This window comes from Paenibacillus sp. 598K (assembly GCF_003851045.1).
Lineage (GTDB): Bacteria > Bacillota > Bacilli > Paenibacillales > Paenibacillaceae > Paenibacillus_D.
The window spans coordinates 19,466-45,818 of record NZ_BFBX01000027.1 but is presented as its reverse complement, the minus strand read 5'-3'; the positions used below and the strand labels follow the sequence as shown (position 1 = coordinate 45,818).

Sequence of the window (26,353 nt, the reverse complement as noted above, 5' to 3'; positions counted from 1 at the left end):
TTTCCCGCAAGGTCCTTCGACCTTAGGGAAAGCCTCGAGAGAATCATGGCCTGCCGCTATTCGCCCCGGAAGGCCTTTTTCATCCGGTCAAAAATCGTTTCGTGATGCTCCGTGTCCGCCGAAGAGATCTTCACGTCTCCGCCATCTCCGGCAAACTGCCGCAGCAGCTCGCGCTGCTCATCCGTCAGCTTAGTCGGCGTCACGACGGTCACCTTGACATGCTGGTCGCCCTGGCCATAGCCACGTAGCTTCGGCACGCCTTTGCCCTTGAGTCGGAAGTACGTACCGGTCTGGGTGCCGGCAGGGATCTTCAGCTTGACCTTCTCGGTCAGCGTCGGAATCTCGATCTCGTCGCCGAGCGCCGCCTGCGCAAAGCTGAGCGGCACCTCGCAATAAATATCGTCGCCGTCACGCTCGAAGAAATCATGTGACTTGACGCGCAGCACGACATAGAGATCGCCTGGAGGTCCGCCGCGAGTGCCCGATTCGCCTTCGCCGCTCATCCGGATTTGGGCGCCCTCGTCGACGCCGGCAGGGATTTTCACGTGCAGCGTGCGCTGCTTTTTCACCTTGCCCGCGCCGCCGCAGGTCGTGCAGCGTTCTTTGATGACCTTTCCTGTGCCGCTGCAGTTCGTACAGGCGCGTCGGTTGACGATCCGTCCGAACGGCGTATTCTGGGCCACCTCTTGCTGCCCTGTGCCGCGACAGATCGTACACGTCTCCGGCCGCGTGCCCGGCTTGGCGCCGGAGCCGTCGCACGTATCGCAATTTTCGGTGCGCGGAATCGTAATATTTTTCTCGACGCCGAACACCGCTTCCTTGAATTCGATCGTCATCGTATATTGCAGATCGTTGCCGCGCTGCGGCGCATTGGGATCGCGCCTGCCGCCGCCGCCAAAAAACATATCGAAAATATCGCCAAAGCCGCCGTTGAAGTCAGCCCCGCCGCCTCCGCCAAAGCCCTGATTCGGATCCACATGGCCATAACGGTCGTACGTCGCCCGCTTTTGATCGTCGCTGAGCACATCATACGCTTCCTTGACTTCCTTGAACTTCTCTTCGGCGTCGCTGGCCTTGTTCACATCGGGGTGATATTGCCGGGCCAGCTTGCGGTAAGACTTGCGAATATCATCCCCGGACGCATCCTTGCCTAAGCCAAGCACCTCATAATAGTCCCGTTTCTCCGCCACATGGTCACCTCCCGTTGTCTGCTCTATAAGCCACCCATATACACAAAGCGAAGGTCAAAATCAGGCCACGCCTGACTTTGACCTTGCGCTGTCGACTTATCCTTATTTCTTGTCGTCGTTTACGACCTCGTAATCGGCATCGACGACATTTTCTCTGCCTTTGCCGGCATCCGCGCCGCCGTCAGCTTCGCCGCCCTGCGCCTGTTGCGCCTGAGCCGCTTGCTCATAGAGCTTGACGGACAGCTGCTGGGCGATCTCCTGCAACGCCTCGGTCGCTTTGGTGATCTCTTCGAGCTCGCCTTCGCCTTCGAGCGCCTTTTTCAGTTGCTCGATCGCTTGGTTCGCATTCGCGACTTCACCCGCATCCGCTTTTTCGCCGAGATCCTTGATCGTCTTCTCCACCGAGTAGATGAGCTGGTCAGCCGTGTTGCGCGCTTCGACGAGCTCGCGACGTTTTTTATCCTCTTCGGCGTTCAGCTCGGCGTCCTTCATCATCCGATCGATCTCTTCGTCGGTCAGACCGCTCGAGGAGGTGATGGTGATCTTCTGGCTTTTGCCCGTGCCTTTATCGAGCGCCGATACGTTGACGATGCCGTTGGCGTCGATGTCGAAGGTGACTTCGATCTGCGGCACGCCGCGCGGCGCAACCGGGATGTCGCCGAGCATGAAGCGGCCGAGTGTTTTGTTGTCCTTGGCCATCGAGCGCTCGCCCTGGAGGACGTGGATCTCTACGCTCGTCTGATTATCCGCATAGGTCGAGTAGACTTGCGATTTGCTCGTCGGGATCGTCGTGTTGCGGTCGATCATCTTTGTGAACACGCCGCCAGCGGTCTCGATACCGAGGGAGAGCGGAGTAACGTCGAGCAGGACGACATCCTTGACATCGCCAGTCAGGACGCCCGCCTGTACAGCAGCGCCAAGGGCGACGACCTCATCCGGATTTACACCTTTGTGTGGTTCTTTGCCAGTCAGCTTTTTGATCGCCTCTTGCACCGCAGGGATACGCGTCGAGCCACCGACCAGGACGATCTTGTCGATCTGGCTAGTCGACAGACCGGAGTCGCTCAGCGCCTGACGTGTTGGTCCGAGCGTACGCTCTACCAGATCCGCGGACAGCTCCTCGAATTTCGCGCGAGTCAACGACATCTCCAAATGCTGAGGCACGCCGTCAACCATCGTAATGAATGGCAGCGAGATCGAGGTCGTCATAACGCCGGACAACTCTTTTTTCGCTTTTTCGGCCGCATCCTTCAGACGCTGTACTGCTGCTTTATCCTTGGACAGGTCAGTGCCATGCTCTTTTTTGAATTCGCTGACGAGATGATCGATGATCACTTGGTCGAAGTCGTCGCCGCCCAGCTTGTTGTCACCGCTTGTCGCTTTTACTTCGAAGAAGCCGTCGCCCAGCTCGAGGATCGAGACGTCAAACGTACCGCCGCCCAAGTCATAGACGAGGATCGTTTGGTCTTCGGATTTTTCCAGACCGTAGGCCAACGCCGCAGCTGTCGGCTCGTTGACGATACGAAGCACTTCGAGACCGGCGATCTTGCCGGCGTCCTTGGTTGCCTGGCGCTGGCTGTCGTTGAAGTATGCCGGCACGGTGATGACGGCCTGCGATACCGTTTGACCGAGATAAGCCTCGGCGTCAGCTTTCAGCTTCTGGAGGATGATCGCAGAGATCTCCTGCGGAGAGTATTCCTTGCCGTCGATCGATTCCTTATGGCTGGTGCCCATGTAACGCTTGATCGAAGCGATCGTGCGGTCCGGGTTCGTAATCGCCTGACGTTTCGCCGGCTCGCCGACGATCCGCTCGCCGTCTTTCTTGAAGCCAACGACGGAAGGCGTCGTCCGGCTGCCTTCGGGGTTCGGGATGACGACGGCCTCGCCGCCCTCCATGACCGCAACACAGGAGTTGGTAGTACCCAAGTCAATACCGATTACTTTACTCATTTGTCTATTCCTCCTTATATGATTACAGCAGGTTAATTGTTCCTGTTAGCCGCTAACCTTGACCATGGCCGGCCGCAGCACTTTTTCTTTGATGACGTAACCCTTTTGCACCTCTTCGACGACGATGCCCTCGTCATGCTCCTCGGACTCCACCTGCATGATCGCCTGATGGAACTCGGGGTTAAACGGCTGGCCGACAGCTTCCATCGCCTTCAGCCCTTCCTGCTCGAGCACTTGCATCAGCTGGCGGAAGATCATGTCGACGCCTTTGGCCAGCGACTCCTTATCCCCACCGCTCTCGGCAGCCGCGATCGCGCGCTCGAAGTTGTCGACGACAGGGATCAGCTCGCTAATCAGCTTGCTCGAGGCATACTTCGCCAGCTCTTCCTTTTCCTTGACGGTGCGCCGACGATAGTTGTCAAAGTCGGCCTGGGCGCGCAGCAACCGCTGCTGACCGTCCTCCACTTGCTTTTCCAGCTGAGCGAGACGAGGGTCCTCTGCGCTCTGCTCCTCCTCGGGAGCCATCCCTTCCGCTTGCTTGGCTTCCTCTACCGGGATGTCCGCGGTCGGCTCGTTATGCTCATCCGCTGGGGCAGCGGTCTGTTGCTCGGCTTCGTTATGTTCCACTTGCTCGTCATGCGTTGATTGCGTATGTTGGTCGTTCGCCTTCACGAATGAATCACCTCCTTATCCTGATTCAGGCCGCAGCCTGATTATCCTTCATTAACTCGGGGACGATTACTTGTACCAGCGCGACAAGGTAGACACCATATCCTTGGACAGGGCGTCCAGCAGGCTGATGACCTTGCCATACTCCATCCGGGTCGGTCCCAGGATGCCGATCGTGCCTAGCGAATGGCCGTCCAGCGAGTAGCTCGCCGTGATGAGACTGCAGTTGCTGATCGCCTGATGGCCGTTCTCCGTGCCGATCTTGACCTGGATGCCGTCGGGCAGCGAGCTGACGAGCTTCATCAGCGTCGGCGTCTCGTCGAACAGATCGAGCAGCGACTTCACTTTGTCGACGTCCTTGAACTCCGGTTGTGTCAGCATATTGGTCGTGCCGCTCACATAGACGCGCTGATCCTCGTCGCGAGCCAGCGCTTCATCCAGCACGTGGAGCAGCTGCTCGCAGTGCGTCACATAGCGGCCCAGCTCCGCGCCTACTTCGGAGAACAGTCGCGACCTCAGATGCGTCAACGGCACGCCAGCGAGCTTGACGTTGAGGATGCGGACCACCTTCTCCATCTCGGACATATCCATCCCCTTGGGGATCGAGATGGTCCGGTTCTCGACGTGGCCAGTGTTGGTGACGACGATCGCCACCGCTGTATCCTCGTTGAGCGGGATGAGCTGGAAGTGCTTCAGCGAATTGGTGAAGATCTCCGGGCCGAGTACAATCGATGTGTAATTGGTCAGGTTGGAGAGGATCATCGCAGCATGCTGGATGACTTGCTCCATCAGATTCATTTTGTCAGCCAGGAATACCCGGATTCGCTCCAGCTCCTGCTCGTTGACCTCGCCGATCTTGACCAGATGATCGACGTAGTAGCGATACCCCTTGGTGGAGGGGACTCGCCCTGCAGAAGTGTGCGGCTGTTCCAGAAAACCCAGATCCTCCAGATCCGCCATCTCGTTGCGAATCGTCGCAGGCGAGAAGGCGACATCGCCGCGCTTGGAGATGCTCCGCGAACCAACAGGCTCGGCTGAGCGGATGTAGTCATCTACAATTGCATTCAAAATCATCCGTTGGCGTTCCGTCAACATCCTAACTCCTCCTGACACAATCGATTCCCGCAGCCGCTGCAAAGCGCTGCTTTGGTTGTCGTTAGCACTCCAATCCATCGAGTGCTAATCTGTAATACAAAAATACCAAACCGACTTGACGATTGTCAAGTCAGTTCAGCATTTTGAGGACAGCAATCTCGTCGCAGCAATGCTGCTTGGCGCAATTGACGCAATCGGTCCATACCTTCTCCGGGAAAATGTCCTTGTCGACCACGTCATAGCCGTTCTTGCGAAAAAAGTTGACCTCGTAGGTGAGCGCCATAATCTTCGGCAACGACTGCTCTCTTGCCTCGCCTTCGAGGTAGCTGACCAGCTTGCTGCCGATGCCCTGGCCCTTGTGCCCCTCCGAGATGCCAAGCGAACGAATCTCCACCAACTCGGCGCCAAGCTGGCAGAGCGAGCCGCAGCCGACGATCTCGCCGTCGATCTCGGCGACTACGAAGGAATCGATCTGGCGGGCCAGCACCTCGCGGGAGCGCGGCAGCATGATTCCCTTCTCGGCGTATCCCTTGATCAGCTCATATAATGAATCGACGTCTTCCAACGTCGCTTTGCGGCATGTCGTCGTCATGAAGCACCCTCCGTCATCTTGCGAACCCCGGCCCCGCGGTCGTGTCGTCTTTCGAATACGAATAAATATACAACAATAGGAATGAATACTCAACCCTGTTTTTTGTAAACGGCGGACTCGCCCGGGGTTAATCCTCGTGAACGGTGATGAAGGCGCCGAACACCTCGTTGCCGAGCAGCACCCCTTGCTCCGTCAGACGATAGCGATCGCCCGACAGCTCCAGCAGACCATCATCCCGCAGTCTCATCAGGATATCGCCGAATTGGCCATCGATTGTGCGGCCGGGGAACTGACGGGCGAAGGCTGCGTTGCTGACGCCCTCGAGCAGCCGCAAGCCGACCATCATGAAGTCCTCCATCGCCTCCGTCTCCGAGACGTCGCTGCTCTCGAGTCGCGGCAGCCCGCGAAGCGTAGCGTCGATATACGGCTGCACGCCCTTGATATTAACATGCCGATGGCGGCGGGCATAGCCATGCGCACCTGCTCCCAGTCCATAATAAGGCTCGTTGCGCCAATAAATCGTATTGTGCCGACTTTCGAAGCCCGGCTTGGCGAAATTGCTGATCTCGTACTGACTTCTGCCTGCTGCCTTGAGCTGGTCTATAATATAGAGGTACATCTCCAGTTCCTCTTCCTCCTCTGGCAACGGCAGCTCGTTGCGCTCGTACATCCGGTGGAACAGTGTATTCTCCTCGACCTTCAGCCCGTAGAGCGAATAATGGGGCAAGTCAAGCGCCAACGCGCGCGCTACGCTGTCCTGGAGCGTCGCCACCGTCTGCCCCGGCAGGCCAAACATCAGATCGATCGACAGATTGTCGAAGCCGGCAGCACGCGCATTGTCGATGCTGCGGTACACATCGTCGACATCATGGATGCGGCCGATCCGCTCGAGCAGCGCGTTGTCAAATGACTGTACGCCAAAGCTGATCCGGTTCACGCCGCCCTCCCGCATCGCCCGCAGCTTGTCCGGGTCCGTCGTGCCAGGGTTGGCCTCCACGCTGAACTCGGCGCCTTCAGCAAGCGGGAAATGCCGATGCACCGAGGCCAGAAAACGCGTCATCTGCTCGGGCGTCAGCACCGTCGGCGTGCCGCCCCCGACGAATACCGTATCGATCCGCTCCGGCGGCAGCAGCAGACTGGTGGCCGCCATCTCGCGCTCGAGCGCATCCAAATAATCGTCCACCGGCTGGCCTTTCAGGACAAAGGAATTGAAGTCGCAGTAATGGCACTTGTTGGTGCAAAACGGGATATGAATGTAGACGCCTCTGGGCGCATGTTGTTGAATCATCGCTGAACCTCCATCCCTTGCTCACGAGAAGGAGGGAGAGCCGTCGCTCTCCCTTCTCGCATGAAATGCAGATGAATCCCTGATCTAGTCGTCGATCTTCAGAACGGCCATGAACGCCTCCTGCGGCACCTCGACGCTGCCGACCTGCTTCATCCGCTTTTTGCCTTCCTTCTGTTTCTCGAGCAGCTTGCGCTTCCGGCTGATGTCGCCGCCGTAACATTTGGCGAGGACGTTTTTGCGCATTGCCTTGACGGTCTCGCGCGCGATGATCTTCTGACCGATCGATGCCTGGATCGGCACCTCGAACATCTGGCGCGGGATCAGCTCCTTCATCTTCTCGCAGATGATCCGGCCGCGGTTGTACGCGCGATCCCGATGGACGATGATGGAGAGCGCGTCGACCTGTTCGTTGTTGAGCATGATGTCCATCTTCACCAGATTGGAGCGGCGATACCCGGACAGCTCGTAGTCGAACGACGCATACCCCTTCGTGCTCGATTTCAACTGATCGAAGAAGTCGTAGACGATCTCCGAGAGCGGAATATCGTACGTAATGGTAACGCGGTTGGCGTCCAAATATTCCATGTTGATGAACTCGCCGCGTTTGTTCTGGCAAAGATCCATAATCGCCCCGACATAATCATTGGGTACGATAATCGCCGCCTTAACATAAGGCTCTTCGATATATTCGATCTTGCCGACCTCCGGCAGATTGGACGGGTTGTCGATGTCGAGCGACTCGCCGTTGGTCAGTGTGACCTTGTAGACCACGCTCGGCGCAGTCGTAATGAGCGGGATGTTGAACTCGCGCTCGATCCGCTCCTGGATGATCTCCATATGCAGCAGACCGAGGAAGCCGCACCGGAAGCCAAAGCCGAGCGCTGTCGAGGACTCTGCCTCATATCGCAAGGAAGCATCGTTAAGCTCCAGCTTCTCGAGCGCCTCGCGCAGATCGTTGTAATCCTGCGTCTCGATCGGATACAGTCCGCAGAACACCATCGGGTTGATCCGGCGGTAGCCGGGCAACGGCTCTGGCGCCCGCCGCTTCGCCTCGGTGATCGTATCGCCGACGCGCGTATCCTTGACATTCTTGATGCCGGCGATGACGAAGCCGACGTCGCCGACAGCCAGCTCCTGGACCGCCGTCATGCGCGGCATGAAGGCGCCGACCTCGAGCACCTCGAACTCGGCCCCTGTCGCCATGAAGCGGATCTGCATGCCGGGCTTGATGCTGCCGTCGACGACCCGGACATAGACGATGACGCCCTTGTAGGCATCGTAGTGCGAATCGAAGATAAGCGCCTTCAGCGGGTTATCCGGATCGCCCTCGGGCGGCGGCATCTTGGTGACGACCTGCTCGAGGATTTCCTTGATGCCGATCCCGGCCTTCGCGGAGGCGTGCACCGCCTCGCTGGCATCGAGGCCGATCACATCCTCGATCTCCTGCTTCACCCGCTCCGGCTCGGCGCTCGGCAGATCGATTTTGTTAATGACCGGGATAATCTCCAGGTTGTTGTCGAGCGCCAGATAGACGTTGGCGAGCGTCTGCGCTTCGATGCCTTGCGCCGCATCGACGACGAGCAGCGCGCCTTCGCACGCCGCCAGCGACCGCGACACTTCATAGGTAAAGTCGACATGCCCAGGCGTGTCGATCAGGTTGAGCAAATACGTTTGCCCGTCGTCGGCTTTGTAGCTCAGCCTGACGGCTTGCAGCTTGATCGTAATGCCCCGCTCGCGCTCCAGGTCCATCTTGTCGAGCACCTGGTCCTGCATCTCACGAGAAGTCAAGGCGCCGGTATATTCCAGGATACGGTCCGCCAGCGTCGACTTACCGTGATCGATATGGGCAATTATAGAAAAGTTGCGAATCATCTTTTGTCGGTTCCGAACGTCAGTCATGCCTAACCCCCACGCGAGTCCATAATGCAAATCATCCTGTTATTATATCAGTTGGCGGGCCAGCCATCAACGCATACTTACTTCGTGAGCGAGTCGAACATCGATACGACCATGCGGATGCCGTTGTTGGAGAGCGATTGCAGCAGTCCGGCTGTCTGCTCGGCGACGCGATTGACCGAGGGCTCCCGTCCTTCGCCGAAGCTTAACTGCGGCGGCAGCGGGCGATAATCGGGGGAGCCGATGACGGCGCCGCCGACCGCGCTGCGCTCCGGCACCGATGCGGCGGCGGCCGGGACGCGAACCCGCTCCTGCTCGTACTGCGGTGCTTGCTCGTATCGCGGCGCCTGCTCATACCGAGGCGTCTGCTCATACTGGGGCGCTTGCTCGTACCGAGGCGTCTGCTCGGCGGCCCGGTCGTTGGACGATGCTGCAGGCCAGCTCTCCGAGATCTGCGCCGGCTGGCGCGCCCCGTCGATCGGACCGTAGACGGTGCCGATGCCGCTAGTCGCGACCTCGATGCCGTACAGGATCAGGAATACGGTGACGCCGCCCAGCACAGCCCATTTCATGGCATCTTTTTTCTTCATCTCACCCACGCTCCTCTTTGCTCAGGATGCCGACTGCGTCGGCTTGCCGTCCACGCGCTCGGCCTCCCAGATGATATCCGCGATTACCTTGGACAGCGCCTCTACCGTCCGGTACGACTCTTCCAATGTATTGTCCACGCCGCCGATCTCGATGAGCGCGCTGGTGGGCGAGAGCGACTGATTGTATTCGCCGTTGCCGTTGGCGGACGACTTGCCCCAGATGCCGCGCGAGATGCCCGGATACTCCGCCTCCAGCGCCTCGTGGATGCGGGTAGCGAACGCTTCGTTCTTCTTCCATTCAGGATTGCCATGACCGATGATAAAAAATACCTGGGCATACGTCTCGCCGCGAATCGTCGCCGTCGTATGCTTGCGCCGATTGGAGTCGCGATGCAGGTCGAACAAATAGGTAATGTCGCTATTCGTCGCCATGGCATCCTGGATCGTCTTCATCGAATATTTGTACAGCAGCTCCCAGCGGTACCCGGGAATCGTCGTCGCGTAATCCTGCTTCGATACCGTCGCCCCGATGCCCAGCTCCTCGAGCCGTTCCCCGAGACGCTTGCCGACATGCGTAATATTCACCTCGGCCGAGCTCGGGTCCTTGGTGCCCTCCGGCAGCTCGGGATACCACGATTCGCGATTATGCGTATGATAGATCAGCACGGTATTGCGCTTGGGCTTGTCTTGGGCCTGCGGCGGCTTCGGCGATGTCTCCGAGGTATCCGGCGGCGTAGCTGGCGGCTCCTCGACCGTCTCGCCGGGCTCCGGGATCTCCGCCGGATCGACAGGGATCGGCGTCTGGTCCTTGGGCGCTACGCCGTCCGCCGAGCCGCCCCGGAGCAGGAACGCCTGATCGTTGCTCATCCCCGGCAGCTCGCCGGCGATCAGGGAGCGCGGATCTTGCGGATTGATATCGGTCAGCAGGCGCATCAGGAACGCCGCTGTCTGGATTCCGTTAATCGTGCCCGGCGGCCGGCTGCTCTCAAAGGACGGCAGCTCCATGCTGATCATCTCGGCGAACAAAGAGCTGGATACGGCGGCCGCGAAGCCTTTCATCGAGCTGACAGGGGAGTTGGCAGTATGGCGCTGCACGATGCCGCCAAGACCGAGCAGCACAAAAAACACCATCGAGCACAGGGACAGGATTGCAAAGGTGCGGCCGGTAACGAGCCACTGACGGAGTCGTTCGCTGCGTCTGCTGCCATCGAACCGGGCAACGGGCTTTCTCATGTTTTTCCTCCCTACTTTCTCCTTACGCATCGGTAGGCTGCGTGTAGTCTGCTACCAAATATATGAGAGAGTAAGTAGTGATAGAACGAGAATAGACAATCTTCTGCTAGATTGGGGACGCCCGAAACCAAAAATGCCCTCGCATCCCGAAAGGATGTGAGAGCATCGCAATCTTCACACTGTCACTCATCAAGCTAGAGTGGGCTAATGCGTATACGCGCCGACATTATGCGTATCGACGGCATCGTGCAGCGCCGCATTCAGCCCGCTGGCGAGGATGTTGGCGATATCCTCGATGAACTGGTCGACCTCCTTGGGCGTGACGAGCATGTCCTTGCCCATCGGCTCGAGCACCTCCTTGACGAGCATCAGCCGCTCCTGCTCCTGCATCGACGGCAGGAGACCGAGGATCTGCCCCGTCTGATCGGTGTGCGTCTCGAAATGCCGTTGCATCATCTCGATCGTATTGTTGACGATCGTCGAGGCATAGACGACGGTAGGGATGCCGATCGCGATGACGGGCACGCCAAGGATCTCCTCAGTCAAGCCGCGCCGTTTGTTGCCGATGCCCGAGCCGGGATGGATGCCCGTATCGGCGATCTGAATCGTCGTATTGACCCGCTCCATCGACTTGGAGGCGAGGGCGTCGATGGCGATGATCAGCTCTGGCTTGGTTCCCTGTACGATGCCAAGTACGATATCGCTCGACTCGATGCCTGTCGTGCCCATCACGCCTGGCGAGACCGCGCTGACCGAACGATAGCCCGGCGCCACGTCATCCGGCATCAGCTCGAAGAAATGACGGGTGATCATCACATTCTCGACGACAAGCGGTCCAAGGGAGTCGGGGGTTACATTCCAGTTGCCGAGGCCGACGATCAGCACTTTCGCATCAGTGCGGACGCCGAGCCGTTGCAGCAACGCCTCGAACTCCCGGGCGAAGATGGTCGCCACATGGTCTTGCAACCCGGTATCAAGTCCCCGCAGCCCCGGCGCCTCGAGCGTAACGTAACGTCCCTTCAGCTTGCCGATCGCTTGTGCGCCTTGCTCGGTTTCTACCGTCATTCGCGTGATGACGACGCCTTCCTCCTCTATCGTCTCGCTCATCACCCCCGGCACCTGGCCGCCTCCCGACTCGGCCAGCTCCTTGGCCTCCAGCGCCAGGTCCGTACGCACCATGAACTGTTGCAGATCCAACGGTTTGGTCATTGCTTCCCACTCCTCCACCCTTTTTGTAAACAGCTAGCCTTAGTGTGGCGCGAGTCTGGGTCGTTTATGCAGAATAACCAAGCCGCTATTGATTTTTGGGGATGGGCGTGATAATATATTTTAAGTTGTGTACCTGATTTACAGTTGTTTTTTTGCCAGGAGGTGAAAGCTATGCCAAATATCAAATCCGCTATCAAACGCGTTAACACGAACGAAAAACGTCGCGCGCTGAACGCTTCGCAGAAATCTGCCCTTCGTTCCGCAGTGAAAAACGCCGATCAAGCGATCGCCAGCAACGATGCTGCTACTGCAGCTGCCGCTCTGGTCGCAGCTACGAAGAAGCTGGACAAAGCCGTAACGAAAGGCCTGATCCATAAAAACGCTGCTGCTCGCAAAAAATCCCGTCTGGCGAAAAAGGTTAACGCCCTTTCCGCTCAGGCTTAAGGCATGGGACAATAACGACAAAATCCTGCTCCGCCCTCAGATGAGGACGAGCAGGATTTTTTTGTGCGCCGATAGTTATATAGCGCCCTCAGCGGTTCGAAGCCCTCAGGCTGGCCGACGGCCGCTCAGCGAGATCAGGAATAGCTCCAGACCGAGCACCTTGTCGATCTGACCGGTCTTCATCCGATAATCCAGATCGGCCAGCTCGCTGAGCAGTCTGCCCAGCGTCCGCACGTCGAACCGTCCGGCCTTGTCAAGCGACAGCTTGACCACATAGGGATGCAATCCGAGCTGTCCCGCCATCTGCTGCGGCGAGAAGCGTTGCGCGCTCAGCTCCTTGATCTGCAAAAAGATGCGGAACTGTCTGGCCAGCAGCGCCGCGATCTTGATCGGCTCCTCGCGTCGCAGCAGCAGCTCGCGGTACAGCGCGAGCGCCCGGCCGCTCTGCAGCGTCGCGATCGCATCGACGAGCGCGAACACATCCTCCTCCGTAGAGGCGGCGGTCAGCAGCTCGACATCCGGCTTGGCGATCGTCCCCCCGTCTCCGGCATAGAGACAGAGCTTGTCTATCTCCTGAGCGACCCGATGCAGATTGGACCCGGCGCGCAGCACCAGCAGTTCGGCTGCATCCTCCGTGATCGTCCGGTTCTGATCCTTGGCTCGCTTGCCGATCCAACGGTACAGATCCTTGCCCTCCAGCTCCTCGAAGTGCAGCAGCGCGTCCTGTCCCTTCAGTTGCTTGACTAGCTTGCGGCGCTCATCGAGCTTGTCCGCCTGGACGACGAAGACGATCGTGCTCGTCTCGAGCGGCTCCTTCAGATAGCGGAGCAGCTCCTCCGGACGATGCGACACTTTGCCCTCCTTGCCAGCGGCGAGCAACGACTGATCGCGGACGATCAGCAGCTTGCGCGATGCAAAGAACGGCAGCGTCTCGGCCTCCAGCACAACCTCCTCGATCGGCGTCTCCGCCGTATCCATCTTGACGACGCCGAGGCTGCGCTCCTCCTCGCTCAATAGCGAAGCGATCATATAATCGACGAAGCCTTGCATCCGGAACCGGTCCCGGCCATAGAGCACATAGACGGGCTTGGCCTGGCCGCTCTTGATCTCTTGCGTAGCCGTCTTCAGATCCATCGGTTACCCTCTCCTTTTCACTGCCCCTCGCAGGCGCAACAAAGGGATGAAGCCGCTGCTGGCATCATCCCTCTGTCCCTGAGCATCTATATAAACAGCCGGAGGCAGGGCCATGGTTCCTCCTCCCGGATGGTCATACGTGTCAAGGCGCTTTCGTTCACCGCTCTATACGTTCAGTATACGCCAGTCGCCCGAAAGTGTGCTTGCCGGGTTCATTTACTGTCTGGACTCTGTCCCGTCCTTGAGCTGCACGACGTAGCGCTCTACGCCGACGTCGCCATTGCTCTGCGCATTGCCGCTCTCCTCGCTTGGCGCGGGATACAGCTCATACGTCAATGTCAGGCTATCGGCCGACCAGACCGGATTGCGGATGCTGCTGCCCGGCTGCTTGCGGCTCTCGAACACCAGATTGCCGTCGCTGCCATACACCTGCAGCACATGCTGATCGACCGTCACCTTGAGCTGACCGTCCGGCGAAGCGATCGCATCCGCATTGGCATAGGAGCGCGCCACGTCCGCAGCGCTCGGCAGTGCCTCCTGCAACGCCTCGGACGGCACCTGGTCCATCAGCGGGCCAGCCATCGATCTTGCGTCAGGATCGGCTCTGAAGCCTGTGGCCGCTTCATCCTGCGGCGCCTGCATCGTGCCTGCCGAAGGCGTCGCTTCATTAGCGCCACCCGAATCGGCATTGGCGTCGAAGTTCTTCTGATTGCTTCGCTCCGTCGTCTCGCTGCGCGTGGACGGCGGCTGATCGGCGTTGGACATGACCGTCGGGGCGTTCGGCTGCTTCGCCGTCGGCTCGTCGACCGGCTCGCTTGGCTCGCTCGGACTCTCGAGCGGCGGTTGAGCCGGGCTGTCCTCCAGCACGGCCGGCGCATCCTCGGCAGGCTGCTCCGTTACCTTGCCCTCCTGACTCTTCACCTCTACGCCGAACAGCTCTGTCGCCCCCGCACTCTCCGGCGCACCTTCCTCTTCGCCCGGCAGCTCTCCGCCGCTATTCATCTCCTCGGAGCCGCCCGTCATGCTGCGCAAGGCCATCGATTCGGCTGCCTCGTTGACCGGTTCGGGCACCGTGTAGTTAAAGATAAAGAAGCCTGCGACGATGCTGGCGGCGACGAAGCCGCTCAGCGTCTTGAGCGGCAAGCGCTCGAGCCAGCTCTTGCGCCGCTCCGTCGGCGCCGTACGGCGAGCAGCCACCTCCGGCGCGGCCATGGCGGCCGCATGCGGCGCTGCGCCCCGATCCAGCTCATCGAGCTGCGGCAAGATCGCATCGACCAGGCTGAAGGGCGGAGTTACTTTTGGGAGACTGTCCAGCTCGTCGGACAGACGCTGCAGTCGCTCCAGCATCGCAGCGCATTCCGGGCAATGCCCCGTATGCTTGTTCAAGATGTCGGTCTCCCGATCATCGAGATCCCCGTCCAGTTGTCTCTGCATATAGTCCATCACCTCTTGACAAGTCATCCTCGGACACCCCCTTTCTCATAATCGTGGAGTAATGTCTGCAGCTGCTGCCTGGCCCGGAACAAATACGATTTGACCGTATTGAGCGGCAGGTCCAGGGAGTCAGCTATTTCGTTGTACGAGAAATCCTGCATGTAGCGCAAAACAACGACCGCGCGATGATGCTCCGGCAGCTTGTCGATGGCCTCGCGGATGTCCTGAGCGGCGTAGGCTGCCAGCACCTCCTCCTCGACGTTTTGCTTTTCACGGAATACCATCTCATGTTCATCGATCGACACCGTTGGCTTGGCGCGCCGGAACTTGTCGATGCAGATGTTCGTTACGATGCGTTGGACCCAGGTTTTGAACTGTGCTTTCTCTTCGTAGGAATGAATCTTCGTATAAATCCGGATGAGCGCTTCCTGCGCCGCATCCATCGCATCCTGCTCATTGCCGACGATATAGTAGGCGGTTCGATATACGTGGGTTTCAATCTCGCGCAATAGAGTTATAAGAGCGTCGCGATCGCCCGATTGAGCGGCTCTGATGAGGCCAGGCTCTACCACGAAGGATCCCCCTCTCTATCAACCTTTCAGACGGAAAGGCTGTAATAAATGTTGCAATTCAAAATACTTTTTTTATAAATAAACGACCGGAACCGCAAACAAGTTAAAAAAATAAACGGCCCGTCCCTTTCCCTGGGTACGAGCACGATGCCGATGTCCGGTTTTCCCCTCATAAGAATAACAGAAAACCGCAGCCTCGTATAGCCTGAGAGACTGCGGCAGGTTCTGCCTTTAAGGGGTTCGTCGCGTCGCAAGCAGGGTCGATTGCCTGGTGATGCGAAGCATGATGCCGCCATCGCGGTCGGTGCGGAGCACCTGGACTCCGTAGTGGGCGAGCCGCTCGATAACGAGCGGATGCGGATGGCCGTACCAGTTGTAACGGCCGACCGGGATGAGCGCCGTCGACGGCTGCCAATAGCGCAGCCACGCCTCTGTCGTCGAGGTGCGGCTGCCATGATGTCCGACCTTCAGCGCATCGGCGCGCAGCGGTTCTGCCCGATCGGACAGACGCTCCAGCAGCAGACGCTCGCCCGTTGCGCCGAGATCGCCCGACAGCAGCAGGCTGTAGCCGTACAGCTCGAGATGCGCGACGACACTGTAGTCGTTTTGCTGCTCGACATGCGGCAGTTGCGTTGCCGTGCCGCCGCAGCCCAACGAACCGGCTGATGGCGGCCACAGCACCTCGAGCTTGACATCCGGCTCGGGCTGCCAGCGCTGCGGCGCGCAAGCCGGATACAGCTCGATTTCCCGCTCGGCCGCCAGCGCGAACAGTCGGCTCGCCTCGGGAGCATCCTTGACGCTGCCGTTCCAGAGGAGGCGTCGCACCGGGATCGTCTCGAGCACAGCGGCCAGTCCGCCGATATGGTCGGTGTCCAGATGGCTGACGATGAGCAGATCGATCTCCTGGACGCCGCGCTTCATCAAGAGCGGCACGAGCAGCTTGCGGCCGACCTCGTACGGATCGCTCCGCTCTCTCCATGCCTCGCCCGGCTTGCTGAAGCGCACCGTGCCGCCGCCATCGCTCAGGATATGACGGCCTTGCGGCGTGCGGATGAGGATCGCGTCGCCTTGCCCGACATCGATCATCTCGATATAGGCCGCCCGGTCGAAGCGATCCGGGTCATAAGCGTAGCCTAGCAGGAGGACGACCCCCGTCAGCAGGCCTAGACGCAGCAGCGATAGCCGATGACGGAGCAACCGCTCGCCCCATTGTCGAAGCAGCGAGGCCGCAATGCCAGGAGTGAGCGGTGTGATAGGCGCGGAAAGCGACGCGGACGGCTGATCGACTGACGCTCGCCCCTGCGCAAACACATCGAGCGGAGCAGTAGGGGCGTCGACTGCCGCTATATCCGCCAGCGCGGGCGAGCCTTGCGGGACAGCTGCATCATCGCCCGGCCCGCGCGCTGCCCTAGCCGAGAGCCCGGGCAGCGAGCTCGCTGCCCCGCTCTGCTCTGCGTCTCGCGGACGCGGCCCGCTTGTCACAGGCTCGCCGGATCGCCAGGCCGGCAGCAGACGGTAGCCTGCCAGCAAGGCCGCGTACCAGAGCAGCACCCACCAGAGGGATGGCGTCGGCCAGATCGAGCGGAGCGCATCGGGCTGGTTCAGCAGATCGGTGATCGCGAAGGTCAGATCATTGCCCAGCCGGGCGATGTCGGCGGTGAGCTGGGCAGCGGGCTGCCATACGGCGGTGAGCGCCAGCGATACCGCGCCGATCGGCATGACGATCGAGCTGATGAACGGGACGAGCAGGATGTTGGCTGGCAGCGAGATCAGGTTGAATTGATTGAAGTAATAGATCGTCAGCGGAAACGAAGCCAGCTGCGCCGCAACCGACACAGCGACTAGATCGACCACGCCCTTGCCGCGCTGCCACTGCGGCAGGGCGCGCCGCAGCGGCCCGACGCCGACGATCAGCCCGGCGGTGACGATGACCGACATCTGGAAGCTGACGTTGCCCAGCATGTACGGCTCGATCATCAGCATGAGCAGCGCCGCTGCGCATAGCAGGTGGAGCCCGTCCTTCAGCATCCCCAACCGGGCCGCCAGCAGACCGATCATCGACATCATGCCGGCGCGGACGACCGAGGGCGAAGCCCCTGACAGCAGGACGTAGAACGGCACCGCTGCGATGAGCAGCAGCAGCGAGGTCTCGCGCGGCACGCGGAGAAGCTTCAGCCCCATATGCAGACAATAGAGAAATACAGCGACATGAAGACCCGAGATCGCCAAAATATGCGTCAATCCAAGCTCGGAAAACTGCTGGAATCGCTCGGCATCGAGATCGTCGCTCATGCCGAGCACAAGTCCCTTCATATAACCACCCTGCTGCTCCGGGTACAGCGCAGCCATCCGCGCACCCAGATTAGCCCTTACGCTGTCGACCTTGCCCATCCAGCCGCTCTTGCTCCAGGTCGCGCCGGCCGACTGCTCGATTGCCGCTGCCCCGTCCACCTGCAGCAGCCAGTGGATGCGTTGACTAAACAAATACCGACGATAATCGAAGCCGCCGAAGTTGCTGGCCTGATCAGGCAGCTTCAGCTCGCCGTATAACCGTAGCCGATCGCCGCGCCGCCACGCTCCGACCAACTGCTGCTCCGCCTCCTCTGCCAGCTTGATCCTCACCTGCAGCCGCTCTTGCAGCGCCAACGGCTCCTGCGCATCCGCCAGTCGCAGCCAGATCGTCTCGAGCCGCAGCTGCGCCCGGTCGCCATCAACCTGGACAGGATGGATGATCACCCCTTCCGCCTCGACCGGGTAGCTCGCCAGCGCATCCGCCTCTGCCACAGCCAGCAGTTCTGGGAGCCCTGTCGTATTGCGGGCGTCTGCCCACTCTCGCGAGCCGGCGGCGAGCCCGCAGGCGATCAGACAGACAACCGCGACCCGCCTCGGCAGGATGCGCAGCAGCGTCAGCGCCACGAGCGCCGCCAGTGCGGCTGCCATCCCGAGCCAGACACCCTCCCGGGGCAGCGCTGCTGCCGCCGAGCTGCCCGCCACCCAGGCGATCGTCACCCATATGAGCGGTCGTTGCGCCATGTTAGTTGCCTCCCCTCAACAAAATAAAAAGAACCCCTTCCCGTATCGAAATACGAAAAGAGGTTCTTCCTCTTACATGAACGCCATGCTATCGCAGTCGGCGAGGATCGCGTCCTCAGGAGATGACTGGCATTACGGTCTGCTCCGGCGGCTCGTAGCTGCTCAGACAGCGGAATACAAGTCCCTTGAGCTCCATGAGGCGCAGCACCTTCTCACTGTCCTTTGGATAGGCGCGATGGTAGACGATCTCGCGGATGCCGCTGTTAGCGAGCATGTTGGCGCACGTCCAGCAGGGCTGGTCGGTCACATAGACCGTCGAGCCCTCGCGGTCGATGCGGTCGGTGAACAGCAGCAGGTTCTGCTCGGCGTGGATCGTGCGGATGCAGCGCTGCTTGCGCACCATCTCCTCTCGTCCGTCCACCAGCTTCATCTCCAGCTCCTCGACGATCATGCAGCCGTCCTCGGAGCAGTCCGGTACGCCCATCGGCGCGCCGTTGTAGGCGGTGCCGAGCAGCTTTTTGCCCTGGACGAGCACGGCGCCGACGTGACGGCGCGGACACCGCGAGCGTGTAGCGACCATATACGCGATATCCATAAAATACGTGTCCCAATCCTTGCGCAAAGCGTCTTGTGTTGACATGTTACGGCCTTCCTTTCTCTTGCTGACGCTCGCGCTGCCCCTGCTTTACTTAGGATTGGCTAACGCGGAGCGCTTGATCCAGATCATGCAGGATATCCTCGATCCCTTCGGTGCCGATCGAGAGACGGATCATGCCCGGCGATACGCCTGCCGATACTTGCGCTGCCTCATCCAGCTGTTGATGCGTCGTGCTGGCCGGATGGATGATCAGCGACTTGGAGTCGCCGACGTTAGCCAGATGAGAGAACAGCTGAACGGCGCCGATCAGCTTTTTGCCCGCCTCCAGACCGCCTTTGACGCCAAAGGTGAGGATCGCTCCCTGACCTTCCGGCAGATACTTCTGCGCCCGCTCGTAAGAATCGTGGCTTGGCAAGCCCGCGTAGCTGACCCACTCTATCGCATCATGGCCTTCGAGGAATTGCGCGACAGCCAGCGCATTGGAGCTATGGCGCTCCATCCGCAGATGCAGCGTCTCCAGACCTTGCAGCAGCAGGAAGGCGTTAAATGGCGACAGCGCCGCGCCCATATCGCGCAGCAATTGTACGCGTGCTTTGATGATATAAGCGATGGGGCCGACGGCCTGGGTGTAGACAACGCCGTTGTAGCTCGGGTCTGGCTCGGTCAGACCAGGGTATTTGCCGCTGGCTGCCCAGTCGAACTTGCCGCCGTCGACGATGATGCCGCCGATCGAGGTGCCGTGGCCGCCGATGAACTTGGTCGCCGAATGCACCACGATGTCTGCGCCATGCTCGATCGGACGGCACAGATACGGGCTCGGGAACGTATTGTCGACGATCAGCGGCACGCCGTTCTCATGTGCGATCGCCGCGACGGCCTCGAGGTCGATAATATCGCCCTTCGGATTGCCGATCGTCTCGGCGAATACAGCTTTGGTCTTGTCGGTGATGGCGCCGCGGAAGTTCTCCGGGTCGGACGGATCGACGAACTTGACGTTGATGCCAAGCTTCGGCAGTGTCACGGCAAACAGATTATAGGTCCCGCCATAGAGGCTCGACGCCGAGACGATCTCATCGCCTGCGCCAGCGATGTTCAGGATAGAATATGTAATCGCAGCTTGTCCCGATGCAACCGCGAGCGCGGCAGCGCCGCCCTCCAGCTCGGCGACTCTTTTCTCAAGCACATCCGTTGTCGGGTTCATGATCCGGGTGTAGATGTTGCCGAATTCCTTCAGGCCGAACAGATTCGCTGCATGCTCCGTATCGCGGAAGCCGTACGAGGTCGTCTGGTAGATCGGCACGGCGCGGGACATCGTCGTCGGATCGATCTCCTGGCCTCCATGCACCGATAGTGTATCCAATGTGAATTTGCGCTCTTCGCTCATTCCTTGTTCCTCCTTGCCGTTACGGCGGATTATATAAAGTACAGGCCAAGAATAGCAGCTCCCTGTGTAAAGACACCGCTTCCTTTCAATTTCTATTGTCGCATATTCCCGGATAATCGACAATCCCGACCTTTGTCGTAAGAGGCAGACGACGCTTGACCGCGCTCAAGGCAGCGCCGTTGCGTAAGGTCTGAGCTTCTCGAGCATCTTATCGCCGATCCCTCTCACCCGCGTCAGCTCGTCGACCGAGCGGAAGATACCGTGCTGCTCGCGGTCGGCGATGATCGCTTGCGCCTTGGCCGGTCCGATGCCAGGCAAGCTGTCGAGTTGCTCCGCCGATGCGCGGTTGATGTCGATCAGCCCTGAGGCCGCAGCGCTATCAGGAGTAGCGGGCGGCTCTGTCGTTCCGGCGGCGGGCTGCCCGGCGGGTTCGACAGTCCCTTGCCCTTGCATAGTGTCGGATACGCCCGCCGGTTCCGACGGGTCAACGGACCCGGCAGATTGGACTGTGTCCGAGGGCTGCGTCGGCTGCGGATTGGTCGAAGCCGACGACTCGATAGACCTCTCCCCGCCAGACGACCCGACAGCTGAAGGGTCGACGACTGACGGAGTGACGGCCGACGTGTCGGCGGTTGTCGGGGCGAGCGAGGTTGCGGGCAGCCCGTTATCCAGCTTGAGCCACACTGGCGAATCGTCCTCCTGAGGCGCGGTCAGCGCCAGGATCAGCAGGAGCGCACCGGCAGCCAACAGCAGCACAGCGATTTGTTTTTCCTTCTTATGGAGCGATTTCATCATTTCATTCTCCTTTCCTCGGCGAAACTTGTCATGTCGGTCGAGCCACTGCGCATATGGTTAATAAAACTGTCATGCGCTCCAAACCTTGTCCCGATGCGCATGCTCACGTCACGAACGCAAGGAGGGATTCTAAGATGAAAGTCGGATTTATCGGCACAGGAAGCATGGGAAGCTTGTTAATCGAATCGTTCATCCGCTCGGGCGCGATGAATCCCGGGCAAATTACGGCGAGCAGCCGCACCCTCTCCAAAACCGAACGGCTGGCGGCTTCCTATCCGGGGCTCTGCGTCGTTCCTTCCAACGCGGAGGCGGCGCGTGGCAGCGACCTCGTCTTTTTGTGCATCAAACCGCTCGATTTCAAGCATGTCATCGACGACATAAAGGCCAGCGTGCAGCCGGAAACGATGATCGTATCGATCACGAGTCCAGTGCTTCTGGCCCAGTTGGAGGAATGGTTGCCTTGCAAGGTAGCCAAGGTCATCCCGAGTATAACGAATTATGTGTGTAGCGGCGCTTCCCTTTGCATTTATGGCAGCCGGTTCGGCCCCGAGGACCGGGACCGTCTGGAAGGCCTGCTCTCGCATATTAGCGAGCCGCTCTGCATTGAAGAGAAGTATACGCGCGTCGTGTCGGATATATCGAGCTGCGGTCCGGCTTTTTTTGCCTGTCTGCTGCAGCGCTTCGTCGAAGCGGCCGTCCAGGAGACTGGTATCGACCCGGACGACGCGACAGCGCTCGCCAGCCAGATGCTGCTCGGCACCGGCAAGCTGCTCACCGAAGGCGGCCTCAGTCCGGAGCTGCTGCAATCCAGAGTGTCAGTGCCCGGCGGCATCACCGCCGAAGCGATCCGGCTGCTCAACCACGAGCTGGACGGCACCTTCAACCGGCTGATTCGGACGACGCACGCCAAGTTTTACGAGGACGTCGAGAAGGTCGGCGTCTCGTTTTTGATCCATTAGTTCGGCGCTACGATGTTGACCAGCTTGCCCTTGACGGCGATCACCTTGCGGATCGTCTTGCCGCCGATCGCCTCCTGCACCTTAGGCTGTTCCTTGGCGATCCGCTCCATCTCCGCCTCGTCGAGTCCGGCCGCGATCGCGATCCGCTCGACGATTTTGCCGTTCACCTGGACGACAATCTCGACCTCCTGATCGACGGTCCAAGCCTCGTCGAATTGCGGCCATGTCGAGTAAGTGATCGACTCCGCGCCGCCCATTCGGCTCCACAGCTCCTCTGCGATATGCGGCGCCAGCGGCGACAGCAGCTGCAGGAATTGCTTGAGCGCTTCCTTCGGCAGCTCGTCGGTCTTGTAGGCTTCGTTGACGAAGATCATCAACTGGCTGATCGCCGTATTAAAGCGCAGATGCTCGAAGTCCTCGGTCACCTTCTTGATCGTGCGATGCCACACCCGCTTGAAGGCTTCGCTGCCCTCGCCGTCCGTCAGCTTGCTCGTCAGGCTGCCATCCTCCGCGATGAACAGCCTCCACACCCGGCTCAGGAAGCGGTATGAGCCGTCTACGCCGTTCGTATTCCACGGCTTGGTCGCCTCCAGCGGTCCCATGAACATCTCGTACATGCGCAGCGTGTCCGCGCCGTATTCGCCGACGATGTCGTCAGGATTGATGACGTTGCCGCGCGATTTGCTCATCTTCTCGTTGTTCGTGCCGAGGATCATCCCCTGGTTGACCAGCTTCTGGAACGGTTCCTTGGTCGAGACGACGCCCAGATCGTAGAGCACCTTGTGCCAGAAGCGCGCGTAGAGCAGATGCAGCACCGCATGCTCGGCCCCGCCGATATACAGGTCGACCGGCAGCCATTGCTGCTGCTTCTCCTGGGAGCAGAGCTCCTCGCTGTTGTGCGGATCGATGAACCGCAGGTAATACCAGCAGCTGCCCGCCCATTGCGGCATCGTGTTGGTCTCGCGGCGCGCCTTCATGCCGGTCTTTGGATCGATCGTCTCGACCCAATCAGTGACGACAGCCAGCGGCGATTCGCCGGTGCCCGACGGCGTGATCTGATCGACATCCGGCAGCAGCAACGGCAGCTCCGACTCGGGGACAGGCTTCATCGTGCCATCCTCCAGATGGAGGATCGGGATCGGCTCGCCCCAGTAGCGCTGGCGGCTGAACAGCCAGTCGCGCAGCCGGTACGTCACCTTGCCCTTGCCCTTGCCTTCCGCCTCCAGCCACTTGGTCATTGCTGCGATGGCCTCTTCGTTGTTCAGGCCATCCAGCAGTCCGGAGTTCACATGCGGACCGTCGCCGCTATAGGCTTCCTGACTGATATCGCCGCCCTGCACGACCTCGATGATCGGCAGCTCGTACTGCCGCGCGAACTCCCAGTCGCGCTGGTCATGGCCCGGCACCGCCATGATTGCGCCCGTGCCATAGCCTGCGAGCACATAGTCGGCGATCCAGATCGGCAGCTTCTCGCCGCTTACCGGGTTGATCGCATAAGCGCCGGTGAAGACGCCGCTTTTCTCCTTGGCCAGGTCTGTCCGCTCCAGATCGCTCTTGCGCGCAGCCTTGTCCTGATAAGCTCGGACTGCCTCCGCCTGCTCGGACGTCGTGATCCGATCGACCAGCTCATGCTCCGGCGCCAGGACGCAGTAGGTCGCTCCGAACAGCGTGTCGGGCCGTGTCGTGAATACCTCCAGCGCGGCGTCGTGGCCGTCGATTGCGAACGTCACCTCGGCGCCCTTGGACTTGCCGATCCAGTTGCGCTGCATATCCTTGATGCTCTCCGCCCAGTCCAGCTCCTCCAGATCCTCCAGCAGCCGCTCGGCATAGGCCGTGATGCGCAGCATCCACTGGCGCATCGGCTTGCGGATGACCGGATGGTTGCCGCGCTCGCTCAGTCCGTCGATGACTTCTTCATTGGCCAGTACGGTGCCCAGCGCCGGACACCAGTTGACCGGCACCTCGGCGACATAGGCCAGACCCTTGTTGTAGAGCTGGATGAAGATCCACTGCGTCCACTTGTAGTAATCCGGGTCGGTCGTGCTGATCTCGCGGTCCCAGTCGTAGGAGAAGCCAAGCGACTTGATCTGCCGACGGAAATTGTCGATATTGACGAACGTAATGTCTCGCGGATGGCGTCCGGTATCGAGCGCATGCTGCTCGGCCGGCAGGCCGAAGGCGTCCCAGCCCATCGGATGCAGGACATTGTACCCTCTCATCCGCTTGTAGCGGGAGATGATGTCGGTTGCGGTATAGCCTTCCGGGTGGCCGACATGCAGACCTGCTCCGGACGGATACGGGAACATATCCAGCGCGTAGAACTTCGGCTTCGCCGGGTCCTCGGTCGTCTTGAACGTCTGGCGCTCATCCCAGTATTGCTGCCATTTCGGCTCAATCTTCAGCGGTTGGTAGGTCGCTTGCGCCCCTCTTTCATCGGTCATACTCGTAGGCCTCCTGAATGCAAAATAAAAACTCTCGCCCCTAGCGCATCGGCTAGGGACGAGAGTTTGACTCCCGTGGTACCACCCTAGTTAGCCCCGGACATGCTTTGCCCGTTGCTCACTTGTAGATCCTTATCGCGGACTGGACGGCTCTCACGCGCGCACCCGCGCGATCCTGCTGGCTCCGAGGCGAGTTCATGCCTTCCTCCGGTTCGGCTCGCACCCTTACGCCGACTCTCTGATCCGGTTCCCGCATTACTGCTCCTCTTCCTTGCCTTCAGCTATGGGATAACTTTCCCTATATTCTAATCAAGCGCCTCGCCGCTGTCAAGCATGACCCTTACCTCACCGCAGCGAAGAACAGGCGCTCGCTGTCCGGCGTCGGCGGCTCCAGCCTGAAGTCGGCGAACGCCTCGACCCGCGAGAAGCCGGCGCGACGGAGCGCAGCGGTCAACCACCCGGCGTCGTAGGCTCGCTGCACATGGACCTCCTCGATCCGCTGGAAGAGAGGCTGGGACAACCGCTCGCCGGAGCGCTCGTCGCGGGCGAAGATCGTCAGCTGATGCTCGATCTCGCTGCGCTCCGCATCATAATCGCTCGTCCAGATGTAGGCGATGTCGCGCTCGTCGAGCGTGAAGGGCTGCTCCTCGGCATAACGCAGCAGCTGAGCCGGGGCATGGACGTCGAACAGGAAGACGCCGCCGTCCTTCAGCCCGCGCCAGGTCGCCCGCAGCGCCGCCTCGACATCCTCGGGCTCGGTCAGATAGTTGAGACAATCGCAAAAGGAGATGCAAGCGTCAACCGGCTCCGCCAGCTCCCACTCCCGCATATCCTGCTGCAGCCAACGGATCGAGCCGCGCTGCCTCAACACCTCCGCCGGCGTCTCCTCCCACTTGCTGCGAGCGACGGTCAGCATATCGGCGGACAGGTCCAGTCCATACACCTCAAAGCCTGATCTGGCCAAAGGGATAGACAGGCTGCCTGTGCCGCAGCCGAGATCGACGACCGAGCGCGGCACGCCATAGCGGTCCCAGCACTGACGCATGAAGCCGAGCCACTCCGGGTAAGGCATATCTTCCATCAGCCGGTCGTAGACCGACGCAAATTGTCGATAGGCTCGCATGTTACCTCCTGCCACGCTGCAACGGCTGCCGCCGTCACACGCACCTGTTTAATCGGCGGACGAACGCTCGTCTCCAGACTCGGACCCGCGCGCCGTCTCTCCGGTCTGTTGCGACTCGCCGGGCTGCTCGACCAGATAGGTCCAGCTCCCCTCCTGACGGATGAGGCGATCGCGCATCAGCTTGCCAAGCGCCCGCTTGAAGGCCGCCTTGCTGATGCCGAAGCGCTGCTTGATGATGTCGGATGGCGTCTCGTCGGAGTACGGCATCGCGCCGCGCGGGCGTTCCTGCAGAAACGCCAAGATGCGATCGGCGTCGAGCATGCGGCCGACCTGCTTGAGCGGCGTCATCGCCAGGTTGACCCGTCCGTCCTCGCGGATGAAGGAGACGCGCGCTTCGACTCGCTCGCCCAGACGCAGCGCGCGCGTCCGTTCGACCGCCGGGATGAAGCCGTACGCGCCGAAGCCAATAACCCCGCCGTCGATCAGCACAAACGAGCCGATCTGCAGCGTCTTGGTCACCCAGCCAAGGGTCGTCTGGTTGCGCCAGCTCTCCGGCGCTGCAAAGGTGAGCGGCGCCAGCTCACGCTCGCCCGCGAGCTTGGCGACCAGACGCCCGGTCCGGTCATGCGCCAGCGTGACGAACACTTCGTCGCCCACCACTGGTCGATACTCCCGCAGTTCTGGCAGCTCGGAGATCGGCAGCAGCAGCTGCCGGCCGAGGCCG

Annotated in this window: 22 protein-coding genes; 2 read left to right on the top strand and 20 right to left on the bottom strand. The window is 60.3% G+C overall.

Features of this window, described 5'->3' with window-relative positions:
• Nucleotides 1-56 precede the first annotated feature (56 nt).
• The 10 genes from dnaJ to gpr form a co-directional block, all read right to left on the bottom strand.
• Nucleotides 57-1,190: a molecular chaperone DnaJ gene (gene dnaJ / locus PA598K_RS10005; protein ID WP_128656813.1), complete on the bottom strand. Its 1,134-nt coding sequence runs from the start codon at nt 1,188-1,190 to the stop codon at nt 57-59.
• Between the two features lie 102 nt (nt 1,191-1,292).
• Nucleotides 1,293-3,140, bottom strand: coding sequence for a molecular chaperone DnaK (gene dnaK, locus PA598K_RS10000; protein ID WP_128656812.1), 1,848 nt, complete (start codon nt 3,138-3,140; stop codon nt 1,293-1,295).
• Between the two features lie 45 nt (nt 3,141-3,185).
• Nucleotides 3,186-3,812, bottom strand: coding sequence for a nucleotide exchange factor GrpE (gene grpE, locus PA598K_RS09995; protein ID WP_128656811.1), 627 nt, complete (start codon nt 3,810-3,812; stop codon nt 3,186-3,188).
• Nucleotides 3,813-3,878: 66 nt separating this feature from the next.
• Nucleotides 3,879-4,904 carry a heat-inducible transcriptional repressor HrcA gene (gene hrcA / locus PA598K_RS09990; protein WP_128656810.1) on the bottom strand — a complete coding sequence of 342 codons (1,026 nt, stop codon included), beginning with the start codon at nt 4,902-4,904 and terminating at the stop codon, nt 3,879-3,881.
• A 130-nt stretch (nt 4,905-5,034) separates the two neighbouring features.
• Nucleotides 5,035-5,496: an N-acetyltransferase gene (locus PA598K_RS09985; protein ID WP_128656809.1), complete on the bottom strand. Its 462-nt coding sequence runs from the start codon at nt 5,494-5,496 to the stop codon at nt 5,035-5,037.
• A gap of 127 nt (nt 5,497-5,623) precedes the next feature.
• Nucleotides 5,624-6,784 carry a radical SAM family heme chaperone HemW gene (gene hemW / locus PA598K_RS09980; protein ID WP_128656808.1) on the bottom strand — a complete coding sequence of 387 codons (1,161 nt, stop codon included), beginning with the start codon at nt 6,782-6,784 and terminating at the stop codon, nt 5,624-5,626.
• Nucleotides 6,785-6,868: 84 nt separating this feature from the next.
• On the bottom strand, nt 6,869-8,683 hold the full coding sequence (gene lepA / locus PA598K_RS09975; RefSeq protein WP_128656807.1) for a translation elongation factor 4: 1,815 nt from the start codon (nt 8,681-8,683) through the stop codon (nt 6,869-6,871).
• Between the two features lie 77 nt (nt 8,684-8,760).
• Entirely contained in the window at nt 8,761-9,270 is a 510-nt protein-coding gene (locus PA598K_RS09970) for a hypothetical protein (protein ID WP_128656806.1), read from the bottom strand.
• A 21-nt stretch (nt 9,271-9,291) separates the two neighbouring features.
• A complete protein-coding gene (spoIIP, locus tag PA598K_RS09965) occupies nt 9,292-10,503 on the bottom strand; it encodes a stage II sporulation protein P (RefSeq protein WP_128656805.1) in 1,212 nt (403 codons plus the stop codon).
• 204 nt (nt 10,504-10,707) lie between these two features.
• On the bottom strand, nt 10,708-11,712 hold the full coding sequence (gene gpr, locus PA598K_RS09960) for a GPR endopeptidase (protein ID WP_128656804.1): 1,005 nt from the start codon (nt 11,710-11,712) through the stop codon (nt 10,708-10,710).
• A 171-nt stretch (nt 11,713-11,883) separates the two neighbouring features.
• On the opposite strand from gpr, the gene rpsT reads away from it, so the two are divergent.
• Nucleotides 11,884-12,156, top strand: a complete 273-nt coding sequence (gene rpsT, locus PA598K_RS09955; RefSeq protein ID WP_128656803.1) for a 30S ribosomal protein S20 — start codon at nt 11,884-11,886, stop codon at nt 12,154-12,156.
• Between the two features lie 105 nt (nt 12,157-12,261).
• On the opposite strand, the gene holA is transcribed toward rpsT, so the two are convergent.
• The 7 genes from holA to PA598K_RS09920 form a co-directional block, all read right to left on the bottom strand.
• Nucleotides 12,262-13,290: a DNA polymerase III subunit delta gene (holA, locus tag PA598K_RS09950; protein ID WP_128656802.1), complete on the bottom strand. Its 1,029-nt coding sequence runs from the start codon at nt 13,288-13,290 to the stop codon at nt 12,262-12,264.
• A 216-nt stretch (nt 13,291-13,506) separates the two neighbouring features.
• A complete protein-coding gene (locus tag PA598K_RS09945) occupies nt 13,507-14,751 on the bottom strand; it encodes an anti-sigma factor (protein ID WP_128656801.1) in 1,245 nt (414 codons plus the stop codon).
• On the bottom strand, nt 14,748-15,296 hold the full coding sequence (locus PA598K_RS09940; RefSeq protein WP_128656800.1) for an RNA polymerase sigma factor: 549 nt from the start codon (nt 15,294-15,296) through the stop codon (nt 14,748-14,750). The genes PA598K_RS09945 and PA598K_RS09940 overlap by 4 nt, the downstream gene beginning before the upstream one ends.
• Before the next feature lie 231 nt (nt 15,297-15,527).
• Nucleotides 15,528-18,329, bottom strand: a complete 2,802-nt coding sequence (locus tag PA598K_RS09935; protein WP_128656799.1) for a ComEC/Rec2 family competence protein — start codon at nt 18,327-18,329, stop codon at nt 15,528-15,530.
• Nucleotides 18,330-18,444: 115 nt separating this feature from the next.
• The gene (locus PA598K_RS09930; RefSeq protein ID WP_128656798.1) at nt 18,445-18,969 is read right to left on the bottom strand and encodes a deoxycytidylate deaminase; all 525 of its coding nucleotides are present in this window, start codon (nt 18,967-18,969) and stop codon (nt 18,445-18,447) included.
• A 49-nt stretch (nt 18,970-19,018) separates the two neighbouring features.
• A complete protein-coding gene (locus tag PA598K_RS09925; protein ID WP_128656797.1) occupies nt 19,019-20,311 on the bottom strand; it encodes a homocysteine synthase in 1,293 nt (430 codons plus the stop codon).
• A gap of 165 nt (nt 20,312-20,476) precedes the next feature.
• On the bottom strand, nt 20,477-21,103 hold the full coding sequence (locus PA598K_RS09920; protein ID WP_260405343.1) for a ComEA family DNA-binding protein: 627 nt from the start codon (nt 21,101-21,103) through the stop codon (nt 20,477-20,479).
• 137 nt (nt 21,104-21,240) lie between these two features.
• Between PA598K_RS09920 and comER the strand changes: the two genes are divergently transcribed.
• Nucleotides 21,241-22,065: a late competence protein ComER gene (gene comER, locus PA598K_RS09915; RefSeq protein ID WP_128656795.1), complete on the top strand. Its 825-nt coding sequence runs from the start codon at nt 21,241-21,243 to the stop codon at nt 22,063-22,065.
• Here comER and leuS read toward each other — a convergent pair.
• From leuS to PA598K_RS09900, 3 genes are all read right to left on the bottom strand, one after another.
• Complete coding sequence (leuS, locus tag PA598K_RS09910) at nt 22,062-24,506, bottom strand: leucine--tRNA ligase (protein WP_128656794.1); 2,445 nt, start codon at nt 24,504-24,506, stop codon at nt 22,062-22,064. The genes comER and leuS overlap by 4 nt on opposite strands.
• Before the next feature lie 340 nt (nt 24,507-24,846).
• A complete protein-coding gene (locus PA598K_RS09905) occupies nt 24,847-25,629 on the bottom strand; it encodes a class I SAM-dependent DNA methyltransferase (protein WP_128656793.1) in 783 nt (260 codons plus the stop codon).
• Nucleotides 25,630-25,677: 48 nt separating this feature from the next.
• The coding region (locus tag PA598K_RS09900) for an RNA-binding protein (protein WP_260405342.1) at nt 25,678-26,353 on the bottom strand (676 nt) is incomplete at its 5' end.